The organism is Xylanibacter ruminicola (assembly GCF_900107775.1).
Lineage (GTDB): Bacteria > Bacteroidota > Bacteroidia > Bacteroidales > Bacteroidaceae > Prevotella > Prevotella ruminicola_C.
Genome location: NZ_FNRF01000001.1, coordinates 1 through 21,518, shown reverse-complemented (window position 1 = coordinate 21,518; position 21,518 = coordinate 1). Strand labels below are relative to the sequence as shown.

At 50.2% G+C, this 21,518-nt stretch carries 12 protein-coding genes; 5 read left to right on the top strand and 7 right to left on the bottom strand.

Annotated features, from left to right (window positions below; translation table 11 throughout):
• Positions 1 to 36: 36 nt before the first annotated feature.
• Positions 37 to 2,760, bottom strand: a complete 2,724-nt coding sequence (locus BLU97_RS00060; protein ID WP_175456270.1) for a triple tyrosine motif-containing protein — start codon at positions 2,758 to 2,760, stop codon at positions 37 to 39.
• 266 nt (positions 2,761 to 3,026) lie between these two features.
• Between BLU97_RS00060 and BLU97_RS00055 the strand changes: the two genes are divergently transcribed.
• From BLU97_RS00055 to BLU97_RS00035, 5 genes are read left to right on the top strand one after another with little or no spacing between them, the layout of a single operon-like run.
• Complete coding sequence (locus BLU97_RS00055; RefSeq protein ID WP_074759692.1) at positions 3,027 to 6,164, top strand: SusC/RagA family TonB-linked outer membrane protein; 3,138 nt, start codon at positions 3,027 to 3,029, stop codon at positions 6,162 to 6,164.
• A 22-nt stretch (positions 6,165 to 6,186) separates the two neighbouring features.
• Positions 6,187 to 7,860, top strand: a complete 1,674-nt coding sequence (locus tag BLU97_RS00050; protein ID WP_175456269.1) for a RagB/SusD family nutrient uptake outer membrane protein — start codon at positions 6,187 to 6,189, stop codon at positions 7,858 to 7,860.
• Positions 7,861 to 7,892: 32 nt separating this feature from the next.
• A complete protein-coding gene (locus BLU97_RS00045) occupies positions 7,893 to 8,492 on the top strand; it encodes a hypothetical protein (RefSeq protein WP_139208665.1) in 600 nt (199 codons plus the stop codon).
• 9 nt (positions 8,493 to 8,501) lie between these two features.
• On the top strand, positions 8,502 to 13,124 hold the full coding sequence (locus BLU97_RS00040; RefSeq protein WP_139208663.1) for an alginate lyase family protein: 4,623 nt from the start codon (positions 8,502 to 8,504) through the stop codon (positions 13,122 to 13,124).
• A gap of 1 nt (position 13,125) precedes the next feature.
• Positions 13,126 to 15,345: a glycoside hydrolase family 2 protein gene (locus BLU97_RS00035; RefSeq protein WP_074759686.1), complete on the top strand. Its 2,220-nt coding sequence runs from the start codon at positions 13,126 to 13,128 to the stop codon at positions 15,343 to 15,345.
• Between the two features lie 158 nt (positions 15,346 to 15,503).
• On the opposite strand, the gene rseP is transcribed toward BLU97_RS00035, so the two are convergent.
• The 6 genes from rseP to tsaB are packed head-to-tail and all read right to left on the bottom strand — an operon-like array spanning position 15,504 to position 21,190.
• Positions 15,504 to 16,904, bottom strand: coding sequence for an RIP metalloprotease RseP (gene rseP, locus BLU97_RS00030; protein ID WP_074759684.1), 1,401 nt, complete (start codon positions 16,902 to 16,904; stop codon positions 15,504 to 15,506).
• A 6-nt stretch (positions 16,905 to 16,910) separates the two neighbouring features.
• Positions 16,911 to 18,068, bottom strand: a complete 1,158-nt coding sequence (locus BLU97_RS00025) for a 1-deoxy-D-xylulose-5-phosphate reductoisomerase (protein ID WP_074759682.1) — start codon at positions 18,066 to 18,068, stop codon at positions 16,911 to 16,913.
• Positions 18,065 to 18,574 carry a ribosome maturation factor RimM gene (gene rimM / locus BLU97_RS00020; protein WP_074759681.1) on the bottom strand — a complete coding sequence of 170 codons (510 nt, stop codon included), beginning with the start codon at positions 18,572 to 18,574 and terminating at the stop codon, positions 18,065 to 18,067. The genes BLU97_RS00025 and rimM overlap by 4 nt, the downstream gene beginning before the upstream one ends.
• A 4-nt stretch (positions 18,575 to 18,578) precedes the next feature.
• On the bottom strand, positions 18,579 to 19,883 hold the full coding sequence (murA, locus tag BLU97_RS00015) for a UDP-N-acetylglucosamine 1-carboxyvinyltransferase (protein ID WP_074759679.1): 1,305 nt from the start codon (positions 19,881 to 19,883) through the stop codon (positions 18,579 to 18,581).
• 5 nt (positions 19,884 to 19,888) lie between these two features.
• Positions 19,889 to 20,479, bottom strand: coding sequence for a DUF4290 domain-containing protein (locus tag BLU97_RS00010; protein ID WP_074759677.1), 591 nt, complete (start codon positions 20,477 to 20,479; stop codon positions 19,889 to 19,891).
• 21 nt (positions 20,480 to 20,500) lie between these two features.
• Positions 20,501 to 21,190: a tRNA (adenosine(37)-N6)-threonylcarbamoyltransferase complex dimerization subunit type 1 TsaB gene (gene tsaB / locus BLU97_RS00005; protein ID WP_013063291.1), complete on the bottom strand. Its 690-nt coding sequence runs from the start codon at positions 21,188 to 21,190 to the stop codon at positions 20,501 to 20,503.
• Between the last annotated feature and the right edge of the window lie 328 nt (positions 21,191 to 21,518).

The window sequence follows — 21,518 nt, the reverse complement described above, 5'->3', positions numbered from 1 at the left end:
ACATGGTGCAAAGGTACAACTTTTTCTTTAGTTATGCTACAAATTCTGCAGGAATTCTGTGAGGTTGGCTTTTGACTCCAAATCTAACTTCTGGCGAATGCGGTAGCGGGCTATCTCTACACCACGGATGGAAATATTGAGCAGCGGCGCAATCTCTTTCGACATCAGGTTCATACGGATGTAGGCGCAAAGCATTTTTTCTTTGTGCGACAGCTGTGGATAGCGCTCGCCAAGGGTCTTCAGAAAGTGATGATGCACGTTGTCGAACGAGTTGCGGAAGGCTTCCAGGTCGTCGTCGTGTTCGATATTCGTATCAATCTGTCCGATCAGTCGCACCACACGCCGTTTGATGGCTGGCAGGTTTTCCTCGCTCAGTCCGTTGTTGATGCTCACGGCAGTCTTCTTAATCTCCTGCAGCATCTCGTTCTTACGTACCACATTCATGCGCGAACGTACCAGTTCGTCCTGGCGGGCGCGCAGTTCTATCTGCAGCTTCTCTTCCTCCAGATTCTCAATCTGTTCGTCTTTCTCTTTAATCAGTTGCTGCCTGCTCTTCATGATGCGATGATACAATGCATAGATGGCTGCCATGATACTGATGATATAAAGGGCATAGGCCCACCAGGAGCGATACCAGGGTGGCAGGATGGTAAACTCAAAACTGGTTTCGTTACCAATGCTGCCGTCGGGATTAATCACTTTGACGTGGAACGTGTAGTGCCCCTCGGTCAGGTTGGTATATTCCTTGACGTGCCGACGGGTGTATGGGCTCCAGTCTTGTTCGTCAGAGCCTTCGAGCCAGTAGCTGAACCGCACGGCTTGCGAAGGGTCGTAGCTGTTGGCACTGTATTCAAAGCGTATGGAGTTATTCCTCCAACTGATGTGTGGCTGTTCGGCTTTATAGTAGAGTGTGTCGGCGTTATTGCCAATGATGATACGACGTATGTAGGGCAGGATGGCGCGTGTGCTGTCCTGTGCCTGTTGGGTGTAGAGTAGGGCAAAGCCGTCTTCGGTGCCTATCACGGCTTGCTGTCGGTTGGTATAGCTCACGCTCTCGAAGTCCTCCATCAAACAGTTGTTCAGATAGCTGCGGTGCCACTTGCCGTTGCTCACATGCATGGCACCATCGGTGGCATACCAGATATGTCCGTCGGGCGTCTGAGAGATATAGGTGTAGGCGGTATGCCCCTCTAACTGTTCCTCGAGCGATGTGTGGCGTACCAGCTGGTCGTGGCTGGCATCATAGCGGAACAAACCTTGTCGGCTGGCTATCACCATCTCACCATTCACCTTGGCAATAAAAACATTGTCGCCCTTGGGCAGCGTGGCTGAGTTGTAACATTTCTTACTGACAACGTTCTGCAGATTGGGCGAGAGCACCAGTCGGTAAAGGCCTTTCTCCTTATTGGCCACCCACACAGCATTGGTAATATCTTCTATATATAGCGTCTTGGCCGAGATGCCGGCGCCCTTCACCTCTTCGGCCATGCGCCAGCCTTGTGATGAGCGACGCATGAGGCGCAGGCCCCAATACGAACTGGTTAACAGCACATCGGGATGGCCTGCCAATGGGCGTACGGCCCACACACCGCGGTTGCCGTAGTGGGTGATGTGCTGGTCGTTGATGCTGAGAAAGAACTGGCGCCCGCCGCAGAAGAGCTGACCACCGATGGTGTCGAGGCACAGTACCTGACTACCAGTGCCCTCAATGAATCTTATCTTTCCATCGGTCATGGCATAAAGTCCTTGATTGGTACCCAGGTAGAGTTGGCCCTGATAGCTCACACTGCAGTTGCCGCTACCGATGGGCGACTGGCGACTGTTGAGAAAGCGGAGTGGCGACCATAGCTGAACGCAGTCGAGACCATTATCGAGTGCCAGCCATAGATTCTTGTCGGCGTCGAAGGTGGCCGAGAGCACGGTTTTGTTTTGCAGGCCGTTGTTGGTTGACAGGCGTTCCACCTTATGCTGGTTCATATCAATCAGTATCACCCCGTCCTGCATGGTTCCTAAGGCCAGCGTTGATCCCGACAATGCAGCGCACGATAGTTGCAGGTTGTCGATATCGGTAGCAATGGCGAAAGGTCGTAGTTGATGGTGACTGTAGGTAAACAGTCCCTTGTGGCTTGTCACAATCAGCAACTGCTGTTGCCAGGGGAGTATGGCCACGATGTCGGACGTTTTGCGGATGTCGATGCCTGGCAGTGGTACGAACCTTTTGCCCACAAGCACCGAGAGCTCTTTGTAAGAGGTGACGTAAAGTCGGTTGTACACCACAGCCGAGTAGTGTACGCCAGGACGGCAGTCGAGCCGCATCTTATCATTGTTGATATAAAAGGCCTCATCGCTCTGAAAAAATGTGTCGTTGCCAATGCGGTGGATATGCCAGATGTTTACACGCTCTTTCTGGTTGGCCTTTCCTGATAGATTCTGGTATATCATTTTTCCTTTGGCATTACGGATGTATCTGCCGAACTGTCCTAAGGCACCCACATAGATGGTGTCGCCTACAGGCAGCACCGAACGCACCTTGGTGTTGCCCGGTAGGGGGTAGGTGGTCCAGTTGGTGCCATCGTATTCCAGCAGACCGTTGTTGTTGGCAAAGTACATCCATCCTTCAGGACTCTGACCTATCTGCCAGTTCTGGTTGCCCGACTGGTAAGATTGGCGCGAATAGTTAACCACAGCCCGCTGCCAAGGCGTCTGGGCCATCACTGGTATTGCAACGAAGGCAATGAGTGCTAATAACCATTTCATCATACCTATCATATTTTTCGGCAAAGATAAGCATAATTATTGAATCGTGCAATAATATGTGAGAAAATAATGATGGGGGCTGATGTAGTGATTTACTTTTGTAACAGCTTGATTCATAGTTGAATAGGATTTTGCTGAGAAATAGATGATGTAGTGCTTTTGCAGGTTTGTAGTAATTAAGATGTGGCCGAAAGTTTGTGGCGAGTGCAGATAAGACGTAATTTTGCACCATCAATTTTTTTATTATCAAACTAAATACCTGTTTTTATATGAGAAAAAAAACATTGTCAACAAGAAGCGTACAGCTGCTACTGGTGAGCTGTATGTTGTTACTCATGGGAGTAGGTGCTTGGGCACAAAGCCCCCAGACTATCAAAGGCACCGTGCTGGATAAGAACACGCACGAGCCGATGATAGGTGTAAGTGTGCTGGTGCAAGGAACATCGAATGGTACCGTTACCGATTTCGATGGTCATTTTACACTGTCGGGTGTAAAAGCCAGTGCCACCATCCAGTTTTCGTTTATCGGTTACAAGAGTCAGACGTTACCGGTAGCCAAGGCTCATGGTGAGATTCTGATGAGCGAAGACGACAAGACGCTGAGTGAGATTGTGGTTGTGGGCTATGGCACACAGAAGAAGGTGAATCTCTCGGGTGCGGTGTCGGCTGTTGATGGCGAGAAACTGGCTGCTAAACCATCAAGTAATGTGCTGGATGCCATGCAGGGCGAACTGCCTGGTGTGGCTGTGCTGCGTAGCAGTGGTGAGCCAGGTAACGAGACCAGTGGCATGCGTATTCGTGGTTTCTCATCGGTCAACTCTACTTCAACACTCGTGCTGATAGATGGTGTAGAGGGCGACCTGTCGCTGCTCAATGCTGATGATATCGAGAGTATCTCGGTGCTGAAAGATGCCTCGGCCTGTGCCATCTATGGTGCCCGTGCTGCTGCAGGCGTGGTGCTGGTTACCACTAAGAATGGTGGTGAGGGCAAACCCAAAATCAGTTATAGCGGTTATTATGCCACCAACCTGCCTGGTAACATGCCTGAGCGCCTGACTGCCTGGGAAGAGCAGGAGTGGATCAACATCGGTCGCCAGAATCAGGGTGGTAAACCTGAGTGGAACCCAGAGCAGTCGAGCTGGGTGGGCAACCGCAATTTTAACTATCGTCCTAACAACACCAATGGTCGCTGGGATCAGTTCTCGGCCACTAACTGGGTGGACGAGGGTACGCGTAATCACTCCGACCAGACCAATCACAGCATCTCGGTGTCGGGTGGTTCAAAGAATATCAACTACCTGATTTCGGGCAACTACTTCTATAAGAATGGTATGCTGAAGTATGGTAAAAACGATAATACCCGTGTGAACCTGCATGCCAAGGTGAATGCCGAACTGAATAAGTACATTGCCGTGGGGGTGAACATGCAGTACCAGTCGAAGAAAAACAACGTGCCTTCGGCGGGTGCAGGTGCTATTCTGAATAACCTGTATGGCTCGCGTGCCCGACAGCTGGTGTACAACCCAACCGACGACGTGAACTACGATGTGAACCCCTATAACGGCGACCTGCAGTTCAACCCCATCCAGGTGATGAAGGAGGGCGGACTGTCGGAAACACTTTATGAAACCTTTATTGGTAAGGGCGACCTGACGATTAAAAATCTGGTGAAGGGGCTGCGCATCAACCTGAATGCCAGTCGCCGTGCTGGCTATTATACCGGTCGTACCGAGCGCCATTATCTGGTATGGTATGGCATGACTGGCAATAATGTTCGTCAGACTTATAATAATCCCAACTCGCTGTATCGTATCAAAAACAACGATTTCCACGATCTGTTTGAGGCTACCGCGAACTACGAGTTCGACGTGAAGCGTCATAACTTCAAACTGTTGGCTGGTGCTTCGTATGAGAACTACCGCAAGGACGAGTTCTCGGCTACCGCCAGGAACATGAACTCTAACGATTTCTATTCGTTCAACTATTACGACACAGCCGAGGCTACCAACACCACGCTGGGGGATAACATCGCTCCATGGTCGATGATGTCATACTTCGGTCGTCTGAACTACAACTATGCCGATCGCTATCTGTTCGAGGCCAACATCCGTTACGATGGTTCATCGCGCCTGGCTCCAGAGAAGCGTTGGAAGGCTTTCCCATCAGTATCGGCTGCCTGGCGTATCAGTCAGGAAGAGTGGTTCAAACTCGACTGGGTGAGCAACCTGAAACTGCGTGCCTCGTGGGGACAACTTGGTAACGGTGCCATCCTGGGGCTCTACGATTATATCCCTACCATCGCTCAAAGCACGGTGTATATGGGTGAGAAATCGTATTATCAGAGTCAGCTGGCCTCGAAGGATAAGACTTGGGAGACCATCGAGACCACTAACGTGGGTATCGACTTAGGTTTGCTGAACGGCCGATTGAACGCTTCTTTCGATTATTATTGGAAGTACAACAACGACATGTTGTCGAAACTGCAGTTGCCACACACCATCGGTATCGGCATTCCTAATGTGAATGTTGGTAAGCTGAAGACATGGGGATGGGAGTTCGAAGTGAAGTGGAACGACCGTATTGGCGACTTCAGTTATCAGGTGGCATTCAATATCTCTGACGCTCAGAACAAGTTGATGGAATACGACGGTGCCGATGTGATTTATGCCGGAACAGTAGGATTGCTCGAAGGCTATGCCATGAACACCATCTGGGGATACAGAACCGATGGCTACTGGAGCAGTCTTGATGAGTACAAACAGTACAAGCAGGACCATCCTGGCTACAAGTCGTTCAGCGATGGTAAGGTGAATGGTGGTGATGTGCGCTATCTTGCGCTGCCTGATAAGGATGGTAACATAGGTCATCAGGTAGGTGCTGGCGATGGAACCAAGGAAAACCACGGCGACCTGGTATATCTGGGCGATGCCAACGGACGTTATCTCTACGGCCTGAACCTCTCGGCTCAGTGGAAGGGTTTCGACCTCTCGATGATGTTCCAGGGCGTGGGCAAACGCAAACTACTGATAGATACCGAAGCCATCGCCCCCTTTGGGCGCACCTACCAGATGCCTTGGACCATCCATCGCGACTATTGGACTGAGGATAATCAGCAGGCTGCATGGCCACGTCTTTACAACTATAATGGCGATATGTTCAATTTCCAGCCATCAGATAAGTGGGTGCAGAATGCAGCTTATCTGCGACTGAAGAACATCACGCTGGGCTATACCATCCCTGTATCTAAACGTTATATCCAGAAACTGCGTGTCTATATCAGCGGTAATGATGTATGGGAGAAGTCAGACATCCTGAAGGTGTTCGATCCAGAGTCGGGCAACAATGTGGGACGTAACTACTATCCCTTCTTTCGTACCTGGGCTTTTGGCGTAAACGTGACTTTGTAAGAATTGAAAAGTTGAAGTTATTATGAAACAAAATATATTTAAATCAATATGTGCTGTAGGTATGGCTTGTGGAGCCATGCTGCTGACGAGCTGTGAGTTGGACCGCCTGCCAGAAACAACACTTGCCGATAATACCTTCTGGCAGAGTGAGACCGACCTGCGTGGCGCTTGTAATAAACTATATGTGGATCTGCCTGGTTTCGACCACGACCGTCGTGCCGACGATATTATCGGCACAGCAGCCAACGGCACATCGAGCGGCAACTGGAGTCTGCCTTCGACATCAGGCGACTGGACCAACCCTTATAATAAGATAGGTATCTGTAACAACATCATCACCAAGGGCAGTCAGGCGCCTTTGAGTGATGCCCAGAAGAACCGCTGGATGGCCGAGGCTTACTTCTTCCGTGCTTTCCACTTCTTCGATCTGGTAAAGAAATATGGCGATGTACCCCTGATACTGAAGGCTTTCGACTCTACCGGCGATCCTGATATCAAGATGCCACGCACACCCCGCGAAGAGGTTATCCAACAGTGCTATAGCGACTTGAAGTTTGCCGAGGAGTGGTTGCCCGAGATTGATGCCGTGAGCAGTGATGCCGATTGGGGGCGCGTATCGAAGTCGGCTGCACGTGGCTTGATGATGCGTATTGGCCTCTACGAGGGTACATTTGCTAAGTATCATGGTTTGACCAGCGACCCGAAAGCACATCTCAAGGTGGCAGTAGACGCTGCTGAGCGTATCATCAATAGCGGGAAGCATGCGCTTTATCCCGACTATCAGAAGCTGTTCTACTTTGATGGCGAGGGGCGTCAGAACAAGGAGAACGTGTTTGTCAAGGTGTATGGTCCTAATGGCGCCGGTGCCACCATTATGCATGGTAACTCGCGACAGTTGGAGAATGGTGTGAGCATCACCCGTCAGGCCATCGACCAGTATCTTTATACCGATGGTCTGCCTCGCGAAAAGAGTACATTGGCTATGATACCTGAGACCCGCTACGATGATGTGTTCGTGAACCGCGATCCACGTCTGGCTATGACTATCTATCATAAGGATGAGGAGGCCTACAAAGGCGGCTATACCCCGTTCAGCAATCAGCATGGCAATGGCTATGGCATCAAGAAGGGCTTTATGCTCGATGAGTGGACCACCAACAGCAAAGAGACTGTGGATAAGATGATTATCCGTTATGCCGAGGTGCTGCTGTCGTATGCCGAAGCGCTGTATGAACTGAATGGCAGCATCACCGACCAGCAGCTGAACCAGACGGTGAATGCCGTACGTGCCCGTAGTGGCTTTGAGGCTAAACTCACCAATGACTTTGCCAAGCAGAATGGTTTGAACATCCTGGATGAGATTCGTCGTGAGCGCCTGGTAGAGTTTATCGACGAAGGTCTGCGCTACAACGATATCATCCGCTGGAAGATTGCCGAAAAGGTGCTGCCAGTAACCATGCTCGGACTGAAGTATCATGAAGACGACACCAGTGCCCAGCGCGAGGACTTGCAGAGCAGGCTGACCACCGAGGGCGGAATGTATAAGGGCCAGAAAGTGTGCGATCAAGCCGATATCTATGTGATAGAGGAGGCTGGAACACGCTCGTTTGATACCAGCAGAGACTATTATTACCCGATACCAACCTATGAGATTGCTACATCCGAAGGCAATGTGGTACAGAATCCCGGCTGGTAAACAATAAAAACAAACTCAAAAGAAGCTTATTTATGAAAAAGATATATCATATAATTGCTTGTGCCTTGTGCACAATGATAATGGGCATGTCGCTCTCAAGCTGTAGCGATGATGCCTGGGGAAACGATAATCCCGAAACAGAGAATGTGTTCTACTTCGGCTTTGAAGACTGGGGCCGACTGAACAATGGTGTGGGCTATACCGTAGCTCAGGGACAGACGGTAGAGATACCTGTTCAGTTCTGGTGTGCGGGGGCGCGTACTTTCGATGCTGAGGCTTTCTATTATGTAGATAACTCCCTGACGTTGGGCACCGATTTCCTGATTGTTGATGCTGATGGCCATCAACTGCAGCAGGACGCCAAAGGTGCTTTCGCCATGACATGGCAGCTTACGGGCACGGATACAACCAACAACCATCGTGTGCAGCACATCTACCTGAAGGCGCTTAACGGTGCCAAGGGCGATGTAACAATCACTACTTTCGACCCGAAGGATGTAGATGCCGATGGTAAGGTGAGAATCTCGAATGGCTCGACCGATGGCGTGATCTATACGCCTAACAACATCAATAGTCAGTACGAGGTACATTGCTTTACACAAAACTACAAGGTAAAAGTCACTATTCAGTAATTGCTTGGTATGATAAAGAATAGGTTAGTTGTATTCATACAGTTGGTTTTGTTAGTTGCCGAGGCAGGTGCGCAGTCTATTTGGGACAGCGCGCACCTGGCCCAGGTGAAATCCTGCCTGGAGCAGCCGGCCTATGCTACGGCCTATCACCAGCTGATAAGCAGCGCCGACAGGTTGATGACTGCCGAACCGGTGTCGGTGATGATGAAGGAGAAAGCAGCTGTAAGTGGCAATAAACACGATTATCTGAGTTTGTCGCGCTACTACTGGCCTGATCCCAACGAGCCGGATGGATTGCCTTATGTGGTGCGTGATGGCGAGTCGAATCCCGAACTCGAACATTATGATCGTCCCAAACTGGCTGAGATGGCTGGACGTGTCACCACCTTGGCGCTGGCATGGTACTTCAGTAACGACGAGCGCTATGCCCAGAAAGCTACCGAGCAGTTGCGTGTGTGGTTTATCAATAAGCACACCCGTATGAATCCTCATCTGAACTATGCCCAAACCATCCCAGGTAAGTTTGACGGTATGGGGCGCTGCTATGGGGTGATTGATGGCTACTCTTTTGTAGAGATGCTGGATGCGGTGCAATTGTTAGAGCATTCAAAAGCGTTTACGGTCAACGATTCTAAAAGCATGAAGCGCTGGTTTGCCCAGTTCTTGAATTGGATACTGACCAGTAAACAAGGTATCGAGGAAGGGCAGCAGTTGAATAATCATTCTACGGCGCGCGATGTTCAGGTGATAGCCTATGCCAGATATGTAGGTCATCAGAAGGTATTGAAACAGTATCTGAGTGAATTCTTTACCAAGCGAATGGTGCCACAGATAGCACCTGATGGCAAACAGCCCCGTGAACTGCGTCGCACGTTGGCTTTCGGCTATTCGCAGTATAACCTGAGTCATATCATCGATGTGTTTCAGATAGCGCGCGCTGCATCGTTCAGCATGCAGCCCGAAGCGCTACCGCTGTTAGAGAAAGCCGCCGATTTCCTGGCCCAGTATTTGGGAAAACAGGTGCAGGCGTGGCCTTATCAGCAGATTAGCGAGTGGGACTATAAGCAGAACCTGTTTGCCAAAGACTTGTATCGCTTGTATCTGTTGGATTCGAAACGCACTGATTATCTGCGTTTGGCGCAGCAGCATGTGGTGAAGCATTTTGCCGATAGGTTCTTCCTGCTGTATTACCAACCAGGTAGCATGGATCATGCCTTTGCGGCTGCCGACACACAGTTGCGCTACCTGCTGGAGAATACCGAGGCTGCTCGACAGCATGCGACCGACAAAAGTAGGATGATGCCACGCTGTGTGGAGAAAGACGGCTCTTTGCGTCTGGTTGGCATGCGCGACTGGTGCTCGGGCTTTTTCCCTGGCTCGCTATGGCAGATGTATGAGTACTCGAAAGATGATTTCTGGCGTGAAAAGGCAGCAGAGAACACGTGGCTGATTGAGAACGTGAAGTATCATGGCGGTACGCACGACTTGGGGTTCATGATGTACAACTCGTTTGGTCAGGCTTATCGCTTGACTGGCGATCAGGCCTATCGTGATGTGGTGATACAGTCGGCTAAGACACTTGCCACGCGTTTCAACGAGCGGGTGGGGTGTATCCGCAGCTGGAGTTGGGGCACGCCCGACCGTTGGCAGTTTGCTGTGATTATCGACAATATGATTAATCTGGAACTGCTGTTCGAGGCGTCGCGACTCACCAACGACCGGCGCTATTACGACATGGCAGTGAGTCATGCCAATACCACACTGCGAAATCATTTCCGTGAGGACGGCTCGTCGTATCACGTGGTTGACTACAATCCCGAGAATGGTAAGGTCATCAAGCGTATCACCCATCAGGGACTGTTCGATGAGTCGGTGTGGAGTCGTGGTCAGGCATGGGGCTTGTATGGTTTCACCATGTGCTATCGATATACCCATGATGAGGCCTATCTGCGCCAAGCTCAGAAAATTGCCCGTTTCTTCTTTGGCCAGCAGCAGATGCCGACCGACCTGATACCTTATTGGGATATGCGCGATCCTGCCATTCCCAATGCTCCTCGCGACGCATCGGCGGCAGCTGTCTTTGCGTCGGGACTCTATGAACTGGCCACTTTTTCTGATGTCCAACAAGCTCAGGAATATCGGCGTATCGCTGATAAAATCATCTCGTCTTTGTTGTCAGGATATCGGTCTGAACCTAATACCATGCAAGGCTTCCTGCTTCTACATTCTACAGGCAACTATCCTGCCAAAGATGAGATTGATGTGCCTATTAACTATGCCGATTATTATTTTCTGGAGGCGCTGCACCGCTCGGGCTGGCAGACGGCTGACTGGCCGACGAGGAGCCTGAACGATGGTTGGACATTCGAGGGAACACCCGTTAACCTGCCACATACGTGGAATGTCGATGCCTATACGGTGAAGGACTACCAAAAGGGTACTTTTACTTACGAGAGGCAACTGATGTGGGAGCGAAATGACCATGAAACGTGGCTGAAGATAGATGCGGCCTTTAAACATGCCGAGGTGCTGGTTAACGGACATACCGTTGGCCAGCACGTGGGCGGTTATACGGCGTTTGCCTTTAACCTCACGCCTTATCTGCACGAAGGTGCTAATACGCTACAGGTAAAAGTGGGTAATCAGGATGAGACCATTGCCCCCATCTCGGCTGACTTTACCTTTATGGGCGGCATCTACCGTGATGTGTGGCTGGTAGAGAAGGCACCACAGCATTTTGAACTGTTGGATGGCGTGAACGTGACTGCCGACACTTGTCAGGTGACTGTTGACTGTAGGGTGGTTGGGGCTGCCGACTGTGAGGTGACGACCAGATTGCTGGATGCCGAAGGACATCTGCTATCGGAAAGTAGAAAACAGACGGCAGATAGTATCCGCCTGGAATTACCCCTGCCCAAGCATCCCCGGCTGTGGTCGCCCGAATCACCTTATTTATATAAGGTAGTTACCACGCTACAACGTGGCGATGGTAAGGTGGTTTTCGACCGCGTGGAGCGTTATGTAGGTATCCGTTGGTATGCTTTCGATGCCGAGCGGGGCTTTCTGCTGAATGGTCAGCCCTATAAACTACATGGTGTTTGTATTCACCAGGACCAGAAACCTTTCGGTATCGCACTCGATGACGATCAGCATCGCCGCGATTTCCGTTTGATGAAGGAGATGGGCGTCAACTTTGTGCGCCTGGCACATTATCCGCAGGATGAGGCCCTGTTGGAGATGTGCGACCGCGAGGGTATGCTGGTATGGGAGGAGATTCCTGTGGTGGATATCGTACCCGAAGGCGATGCCTTTGCCAAGAATTGTGAATGTCAGTTGCGTGAGATGATTCGTCAGCATAAGCACCATACCTCTGTGATTCTCTGGGGCTATATGAATGAAATCCTGTTGCAGACGCAACGCCGTTATCAGGGGGCACAACTGGATGCTACCATTCAGCGCACACTGCAATTGGCACGTCGCCTGGAGGATATCGTTCGTGAAGAAGACCCGACACGTGTGAGCGTGATGGCATTTCATGGTAGCAACGATTATAATAAGGTGGGCTTGAGTGATATCCCCCAGGTGGTGGGTTGGAACCTTTATCAGGGTTGGTATGGTTCGGATATGCATGATTTTGAGAGCTTCCTGGATCGCCAGCATCGTCAGCAGCCGTCGCATCCTATCATCGTGAGCGAGTATGGAGCAGGTAGCGACCGCCGACTGCATCAGCCTGTCAATGCCGTGGCGTTCGACTTCTCGATGGAATACCAGCAGCGTTACGCCGAGCATTACCTGCCTGTGATAGAACAAACACCCTATGTTTGTGGCGCTGCTTATTGGAACTTCATCGATTTTGCTTCGGCCAATCGTGATGAGTCGATGCCCCGCATTAACAATAAAGGTCTGGTAACCAACAACCGTAAGCCTAAGGACATTTATTATTTCTTCCAAGCCTCATGGTTGCCGAAACCGGTGGTTCACATTGCCACACGCGACTGGTCTGAACGTACTTCGTTTGAGTGCGTGATGCCTGTGAAAGTATATTCAAACCAGTCGGAAGTAGAGCTGATACATAATGGCCGCTCGTTAGGCAGAAAGAAGGTTGAGAACCATCAGACCGTGTTTGATGTGGCTTTTGCCTGTGGCAGGAATACATTGCATGCCGTTGCTGACGGTGTGGAGGATATGACCATCGTAAATTATGCACAGCCTTCTGGTGAGATTGCTGTGAATGTGGGGAGTAACTGCTATTTCCAGTCGGATGCCTCTGCACTTACTTGGTTGCCCGACCAGCCATACCGCGAGGGTAGCTGGGGGTATATCGGTGGTCAGGCTGTTCAAACGCAGACGGAGATACAGCTAACGGCTGATGGCCCGCTCTACCAGACCATGCGCGAGAATATGGAGGCTTATTGCTTTGACGTGCCGACAGGATGGTATGAGGTTGAACTGTTGCTGGTAGAACCTCGCAAGTCCCAATCGTCGAGTGCTTATCTGCTAGGCCGACAGGATGCACGAGGTGGTGGTGTGGCTACACGACGCAGACTTTTTGTGAATCATACCGGTAGCCGTCTGGTGATTCCTATGGCATCGGTTACTGCTTTGTCGGGTATTAAAATAAGGAGATTATAATATGTTGAAACATTCTTTTCGATTCATACTTGCGGCCTGTGTGCTGGCGACTTCTGCCAGCGCGCAGGTTAAACTTTGTGTTGATGCCGGTTGGCAGTTTGCACGCCAGGATGCTGCTCATGCGTGGCAGTCGGTAAACCTGCCTCATTGCTATAATGCCCTCGATGGGGTGAACCCTGATATAAAGTATTATCAGGGTGTCGGTTGGTATCGTACCACGTTACAGGTTGCGAATCCGTATTCTGGAGGGCATACGCTACTGGAGTTTGAAGGCGCAGGACAGAAGACCGAGGTGTATGTGGATACGATGCTTGTTGGCACACATGTGGGTGGCTACGACCGTTGGACGGTTGATATCACACGTTATGGCAATGGCCGACTGCCTGTGGTGGTGCGCTGCGATAACAGTCGCGATGTGCAGATGATACCTTCGGACCTCTCAGATTTCTGTCTTTATGGTGGCCTCTATCGTCACGTCAATCTGTTGTATATGCCCAAGCAGTATATCGAAGATGTATGTATCGATGTGTGTGGAAACCAGGTGGTCATCGATCAGCAGTACCCACTCCAGGTAGAAATCATGGCGCCTGATGGCAAACGCGTGTTTAAGGGTACCAACCGTCGACCGATTACCATCAGGAAGCCTGTGCTTTGGGATGTGGATCATCCCCAACTCTATACGGCTCGCATCCGTTATGGTGAGCAGCAGATAGAGAAACATTTTGGATTGCGTACATTCGGGTTTAAAACGCATGGACCGTTCTATCTCAATGGTCGCCGACTGCTGCTTAACGGTACCCACCGCCATGAAGACCATGCTGGGGTAGGGGCTGCCATGACCGACGAGCAGATTCGTCGTGAGATGCAACAAATCAAGGATATGGGGGCAAACTTTATCCGTTTGGGGCATTATCAGCAGAATGATCTGGTGCTACAGTTGTGCGACTCGCTGGGCTTACTGGTATGGGAAGAGATTCCCTGGTGCCGAGGCGGAGTGGGGGGCGAGCGCTATCAGGCACAGGCGCATCGCATGCTGACCAATATGATTCAGCAACATCGCCATCACCCTTCGGTGATTCTCTGGGGCTTAGGTAATGAGAACGACTGGCCGGGCGATTTCGGGACGAAGGTGGACACCCTGGGCATCCGACTGTTGATGACCTCGCTGAATACCCTGGCGCATCAGTTGGATGCTAATCGCCTCACCACCATTCGGCGCTGTGATTTCTGTGCCGACATCGTGGATGTATATTCGCCTTCCATCTGGGCTGGTTGGTATGCACGTAGGTTTACCGATTATCGCGAGATGGAACAGACGGCTATCAACCGTTTCCCGCGTTTCTTACATGCCGAATGGGGCGGTGACAGTCATGCTGGGCGCCATGCAGAAAGCGGATTTGACATAGAAGCTGGCGACAGAAATGGCGATTGGTCGGAGAGTTATATGGTGCGATTATTTGACTGGCATCTGAAAGAACAGGCACAGATGCCCAACCTGACGGGGTCGGCTTTCTGGACTTTTAAGGACTTTTGTACCCCCTTGCGCCCCAATAACCCGATACCCTATGTAAATCAGAAGGGCGTTTGCCAGCGCGATGGCACACCTAAGGAGAGCTATTATGTGTTTCAGAGTTATTGGTCGAAAAAACCGATGCTGCATATCTATGGACATACCTGGCCTATCCGCTGGGGCAATGAGGGCGAACAGAAAGAGGTGCTGGTATATTCGAACGAACCCGAGGTGGAACTCTTTGTCAACGGCGTGTCGTATGGTAAGAAACAGCGCTCTTTGACCGATTATCCCGCACAGGGTTTTCATTGGATGGTGCCGTTTGTGGCTGGGAAAAATCACATCCGTGCAGTGTCGGGGCGCCTGACTGATGAGATCACATGCGACTACCAAACGGCCAAATGGGGCGCACCTGCACAGATTAAACTGACCTGTCAGGATGGTTTGGTGACAGCGCAGATATGCGACCAAGATGGGGTGCCTTGTTTGGATTCAAAGGATTGGGTGGAGTTTTCGATGGTTGGCGATGGTTTGATGCACCAGAACGAAGGTACCAACACTGGTTCTTATCGCATCCAAGCTGCCAATGGTAAAGCTGCCATTCGTGTGGATATCAAGGGTAAAACAATAGTCTTTGCAAGGCTATCTAATATATCTTTGATAACAAAACAACTTGTTTTGTGCTCTAAAACAATACATCTTACAAGGTAAAACAATAGATTTTAGATAGCAAAACAAGTTGTTTTGTTGTGAAAGATGATAAGAAAAAGAGAGTGATGGTTTGATATTACCTATCACTCTCGTATCTTATTGATGTATAGGATGTTATAGCAAAAAGTGATACTTTTGTATATTTTTGCTAAAAAAATCTACATGTAACCTAACCAACGAAGAATGTCGTTGAGGTTGGCAAATACCATCAGTAGGATGAGCAATCCGAATCCGAAGTATTCGGCACGGATCATGAAGGTCTCTGAAGGCTTTCTGCGGGTAATCATCTCATAAATCAGGAACAGTACATGTCCACCATCCAAGGCTGGGATGGGCAGGATGTTCATGAAGGCGAGGATGATTGAGAGGAAGGCGGTCATCTTCCAGAACAGATACCAATCCCACATGGGTGGGAACAGACTGCCGATAGCGCCGAAACCACCAATCGATTTAGCACCGTCGGCTGTGAACACATACTTCATGTCGCCCACGTAACCCTTCAGCACGTTGATGCCATATGCTATTCCGGCAGGGAAACTCTCAAAGAATCCATACTCCTTGGTGATGGGCTGGTAGATGCCAGCGATGGTCTGCACCATGAAGCCGAGTTTCAAATCAGGTGTCAGAGTAACAGCAAGCGTATCCTCCTTACTCATTCCTCCTATCTCCTTTCTCGAAACTACAATCGTGGCAGTGCGCACCTTCAGGCTGTCGGCCTGCGTCTTGGCGGCTGTCATCATATCCTCGAGTATGCCGAGTTGATCGGTAAACTCATTGTAGCTGTCAACAGGCTTGCCGTTGATGCCTACAATCTTATCACCTTTCTGCAATCCCATCTTGGCAGCAGGGGTGTTCTCAATCACACTGTCAACCACGGCAGGAATCAGTGGACGAACGAATGAGGGCTCTGCCTTCAGCATACCTAACAGATTGATGTCGCCAGGCAACTTGATGCTCATGGCCTTACCATCACGAATAATGTCGGCACGGGTAGCCTCGCTCAGGGCACGGTACATATCAGCACTGAAGTCCTTGAACTCGCCGTTCTCGGTACCTACCAGGATATCACCATCCTTAAAGCCGTACTGCTTAGCCTCGGTGTTGAACTTCATACCCAAGGTCATGTTCTTGGTGGGGATATAGGTGTCGCCCCAGTAGAACAGTATCATTGAGTAGATGAACAGGGCCAGCAGGAAGTTTACCAATACACCGCCAATCATCACCAGCAGACGCTGCCAGGCAGGTTTGCTGCGGAACTCCCAAGGCTGTGCGGGCTGTTTCATCTGTTCGGTATCAAAACTCTCATCAATCATACCGGCAATCTTACAGTAGCCGCCCAATGGCAACCAACCTACACCATACTGTGTGTCGCTGTTCTTAGGCTTGATCTTAAACAGACTGCCGTCCCACTTCCAGATGGAGGGGTCGAAGAAGAGATAGAACTTCTCTACGCGGATGCCAAAGAGCTTGGCAAAGAAGAAGTGGCCACCCTCATGGAGCAGCACCAGCAGGCCAATGGCCAGCATGAATTGTAAAAGTCTAATTAAAAAGATATCCATTGTTGATTATTTATTCATGAGTTCTGTAGCAATACGACGGGCCTCGGCATCGGTAGCGATGTAGGTGTCGTAGCTGGGGTTCTTATCGAAGGTAGCACGCTGCATGGTCTCGGCAATGATGTCGCCCATCTGCAGGAATCCGCATTTGTCCTCCAGGAATCCACGGTTCACAATCTCGTTAGCTGCATTCACGATACATGGCATGTTTCCACCCTTGTCGATAGCTTCGAAAGCCAGAGCTAAGCAGCGGAACTTCTCCAAGTCAGGCTCGAAGAACTCCAGATGCTGGGTTTTAAAGAGGTCGAGACGCTCGCCACTCAGGTGCAAACGCTGTGGGAACGAGAAGGCGTACTGGATGGGCAGACGCATATCGGGCACACCCAACTGGGCCTTTACGCTACCATCCTGGAACTGAACGGCACTGTGAACAATACTCTGGGGGTGAACCAACACCTGAATCTGCTTGGCGTCCACACCAAACAGCCACTTGGCCTCGATCACCTCAAAGCCCTTGTTCATCATCGAAGCTGAATCGATGGTAATCTTAGCCCCCATGTCCCATGTTGGATGGCGCAGGGCGTCGGCCTTGGTTACGTGAGCAATCTCCTCCATCGACTTCAGACGGAACGGACCGCCAGAAGCGGTGAGCAGAATTTTTTCTATAGGGTTCTGATCCTCGCCAACCAGACTCTGGAAGATGGCTGAGTGCTCGCTATCTACTGGTAGGATAGGAGTGTGGTACTGCTGGGCCAGCTGAAGAATCAGCTCACCGGCAACCACCAACGTCTCTTTATTGGCTAAGCAGATGGTCTTACCGGCCTTGATGGCATGGATGGTGGGATTCAGTCCTGCGAAACCAACCATCGCTGTGAGTACCATATGGATGGGACCTGCTTCTACAATCTCGTTCAGTGCCTGGGCACCGGCATATACTTTTACGTCGGGCATGTCGCTCATCAGGCTCTTCAGCTCGTCGTAACGTGCCTCGTTGGCAATCACGATGGCTGCGGGCTTGAACTTATGAGCTTGCTCGGCCAGCAACTCTATCTTATTATTAGCAGTCAAACAATAGACCTCGTACAGGTCGCTATGTTCCTCGATGACCTCGAGTGCTTGTGTTCCTATCGACCCCGTAGAGCCGAGAATGGCTATTTGTTTCTTCATAATTCTAAAATGCCTTCCGGCAGTTTTACTATTATTTGTTGTTTCTTTGTATCTACATTAGTAATCAGCTCTTCTGAAGCTGGAATCAGTTTGCCGTCTTCCAGTTCGAAGAGGATATTGATAGTGGCATCATCCACCGAGGCAATTTTTCCTGCAACCTTGCCGGTGTTGGCATCGATGAGTTCAAAGCCCACGATGGCTGCCCACGAAAGCTGCTCCTCGTCGTCTTCTGCCATCTCACGGGGGAAGTAAACCTCGCAGCCGGTCAGTTCTCTGGCACGCTCTTGGGTGTCGATACCCTCAAACTTCATCAGGGCATTGTCGTCGGTCTTAAAACGATACTCCTCTATAAAGAAAGGTACCAGGATACCATCCATATCAAGTATCAGGTAGTCGGCATCGGTACGGTCGAACACGTCGTCGTCGAAGAGAAAACTAATCTCTCCTTTCACGCCGTGCGCCTTACCCAACTTACCTATCTTATATACGTCCTCGCGTCTTATCATATTTCTAACCTCTAACAATATTCGCACCCAGAGCATTCAGACGGGCTTCGATATTCTCGTAACCGCGGTCGATCTGCTCGATGTTGTCGATGCGACTGGTACCTTTGGCACTCATGGCTGCAATCAGCAGCGCAATACCGGCACGGATATCAGGACTCGACATACGACCGCCGCGCAGGGTAATCTTTCTATCGTGACCAACCACTACGGCACGGTGTGGGTCGCAAAGTATAATCTGGGCACCCATGTCAATCAACTTATCCACAAAGAACAGTCTGCTTTCAAACATCTTCTGGTGGAACAGCACGCTACCGCGAGCCTGGGTGGCAACCACAATCAGTACACTCAGCAGGTCGGGAGTCAAGCCGGGCCAAGGGGCATCGGCCAGTGTCATGATGGTACCATCCATGAACGATTGTATCTCGTAATGATCCTGACGGGGAATCCACAGGTCATCGCCTTCAACTTCGATTTCTACACCTAACTTACGGAAGGCATCAGGGATGATTCCTAAGTTCTCAACACTTACATCTTTGATGCGAACGCCATTGCCGCACATGGCTGCCATACCGATAAACGAGCCTACCTCAATCATATCGGGCAGAATCTGGTGGTCGGTGCCATGCAAACTGTCAACCCCCTCGATAGTGAGCAGGTTCGAGGCGATACCGCTGATGCGGGCACCCATACTGTTCAGCATCTTACAAAGCTGTTGCAGATAGGGTTCACAAGCTGCATTGTATATCGTGGTTGTTCCTTTGGCAAATACGGCGGCCATAATGATGTTGGCTGTACCTGTTACCGATGCCTCGTCGAGCAACATGTAGGTGCCCTTCAGCTGTTTGGCCGAGATCTCATACACGTCGCGTCCTTCCACACGGTTAAAGGTGGCACCGAGTTTCTCGAATCCTAAGAAGTGGGTGTCCAAACGACGGCGACCAATCTTATCGCCACCAGGTTTGGTGATAACGGCTTTACCCATACGGGCCAAAAGCGGACCAATCATCATCACGCTGCCTCGCAGTGCAGCACACTTCTTCACAAACTCGTCGCTCTGCAAGTAATCCAGGTTCAGCTCGTCGGCTTTGAAGGTATAGGTATTCTCTTCCTTTTTGGTTACCTTCACACCAATATCACGTAGCAGCTGGATGAGGTTGTTCACATCGCGAATGTTCGGGATGTTGCGGATAATCACCTCTTCCTCTGTCAACAATGTGGCACAGATTACCTGCAGGGCCTCGTTCTTGGCACCCTGTGGTGTGATGGTTCCTTGCAGCAGATGGCCGCCTTCAATGATAAATGATGCCATATAGGTTACTTCTTTTTCTTCTTTTTCTCATCTGCCTGAGCCACTTTCTCAAATCTGAAAGCATTCAGGTCAATCTGGATGGCGCCGTCGGTAAAGCGAGCCAGGTCGCTGGCCACACGCTCATCGTCCATCGAACCATGTCCGAACTGAGCCAGGTCGCGCTTCATCTGGTTGGCTGTGTATCTTACCAACGCATCGCGCTCTTCACCATCGGGCATAGTCTTCAGTTTCTTAAAGAGCTCCTCAACCAATCTGCCGTAGTGGCGCAGTCGCACGCTCTCCTGAGGCAGCTTCATAGGCTGGGGCTTCGAAAGAATCTTGTCGGCTTCGCTGATATCGTAAGGCCAGTCAATCTCCAACTCTCTGTGACTCATCAGGTACAGATGGTTCCAGAGTGTTTGCTCGTAGTCATCGTTCTCTTTCAGCTGTGGGTTTTTGGTCTCCATCAGCTTCACGATGGTCTGGGCACACTGCAGGCGCTCCTCTCTGTTGGGCAGCTCGCAGGCCAACTCAATCATCTTCTGGATCTCACGTCCGTATTCCGACATCACCAGCTTCTCGCGCTGTGTGTTGTAATCTAATCCTTTTATATCCATCTTTAAATTCTAAATTCTTAATTAAAGGAGCTTCTTGGGTAGTTTGGCCACAAAGTCCTTCAGATAGTAAGGCACAAAGTAGGCTACATCCTCTGTCTGGTTGTTCAACAATCGTTTCTCGGCCAGGGGCTGCATCCATTTGGCCAGTGGCTCTATGCCCTCAATCAGGTGGGCGTTGGGATGATTGATGGTCTCCATGCACTTCTTGGCACCGTTACCGAAGAAGTACACAGGGTGCTTATCCAGATACTCTTTGTAAGTCTCGGCCGTTACCACATCGGCGCCAATCTCACGAACAGGTTTCAAGGCGCGATCGTAGATACCGGCATACACCTCCATGCGTCGGGCATCGAGCATGGGACAGAGTAGGGCATCCTCTTCTGGAATCTCTCTTAATAATACAGGTACGCAAAGCAGCTCCAGTGTAGGAACAGCTATCAGCTTCAGGTTTCTGCCGTAGCAAATACCCTTAGCCATCGATACACCAATACGCAGTCCGGTATATGAGCCAGGACCGCAACTTACAGCCACCGCATCAAAAGGGATGGCGTGATTATCGGTAAACGAGAGAGCCTCGTCAACCATGGTACCTAAACTTTCTGCGTGGTTAGGTCCGCTATGATCTTCTTGCTGGAAGATAACATGCGAATCCTCCGAAACAGCAACGGAACAAACATCCGTACTGGTTTCAATATGTAATATCGTCGACATACTTTTTAATTAACCTATACTAATAAAGTGCAAAGGTACGCAAATTTTTCCCAATCACCATCGTTTTATCAGAAATTAACGTGTGAGTTAATTCAAAAAGGGCAATGAATTAATTCACGAGGGGTTTTGAATTAACTCACGGTTTTTGGCGCATGGTGTCGCCGTCTATATAATATATAATAATGTGAAGCTGTTTTTGCGATTGATATCTATCAAGAGCGACCAGAAAAATGCATGAAAAATGAAAATTTCTCTCGAAAAGTTTTGGTAGTTTCAAAAAAAGCCGTACCTTTGCACCCGCAAATCAGGAACACCACCTGACAAGCAC

What these genes read in the sequence shown, in the direction of transcription:
- BLU97_RS00025 (WP_074759682.1), bottom strand. Translation starts at nt 18,068, where the DNA reads ATGAAGAAACAAATAGCCATTCTCGGCTCTACGGGGTCGATAGGAACA.
- rseP (WP_074759684.1), bottom strand. Translation starts at nt 16,904, where the DNA reads ATGGATATCTTTTTAATTAGACTTTTACAATTCATGCTGGCCATTGGC.
- BLU97_RS00035 (WP_074759686.1), top strand. Translation starts at nt 13,126, where the DNA reads ATGTTGAAACATTCTTTTCGATTCATACTTGCGGCCTGTGTGCTGGCG.
- murA (WP_074759679.1), bottom strand. Translation starts at nt 19,883, where the DNA reads ATGGCATCATTTATCATTGAAGGCGGCCATCTGCTGCAAGGAACCATC.
- BLU97_RS00040 (WP_139208663.1), top strand. Translation starts at nt 8,502, where the DNA reads ATGATAAAGAATAGGTTAGTTGTATTCATACAGTTGGTTTTGTTAGTT.
- BLU97_RS00055 (WP_074759692.1), top strand. Translation starts at nt 3,027, where the DNA reads ATGAGAAAAAAAACATTGTCAACAAGAAGCGTACAGCTGCTACTGGTG.
- BLU97_RS00060 (WP_175456270.1), bottom strand. Translation starts at nt 2,760, where the DNA reads ATGATGAAATGGTTATTAGCACTCATTGCCTTCGTTGCAATACCAGTG.
- rimM (WP_074759681.1), bottom strand. Translation starts at nt 18,574, where the DNA reads ATGATAAGACGCGAGGACGTATATAAGATAGGTAAGTTGGGTAAGGCG.
- BLU97_RS00050 (WP_175456269.1), top strand. Translation starts at nt 6,187, where the DNA reads ATGAAACAAAATATATTTAAATCAATATGTGCTGTAGGTATGGCTTGT.
- BLU97_RS00045 (WP_139208665.1), top strand. Translation starts at nt 7,893, where the DNA reads ATGAAAAAGATATATCATATAATTGCTTGTGCCTTGTGCACAATGATA.
- BLU97_RS00010 (WP_074759677.1), bottom strand. Translation starts at nt 20,479, where the DNA reads ATGGATATAAAAGGATTAGATTACAACACACAGCGCGAGAAGCTGGTG.
- tsaB (WP_013063291.1), bottom strand. Translation starts at nt 21,190, where the DNA reads ATGTCGACGATATTACATATTGAAACCAGTACGGATGTTTGTTCCGTT.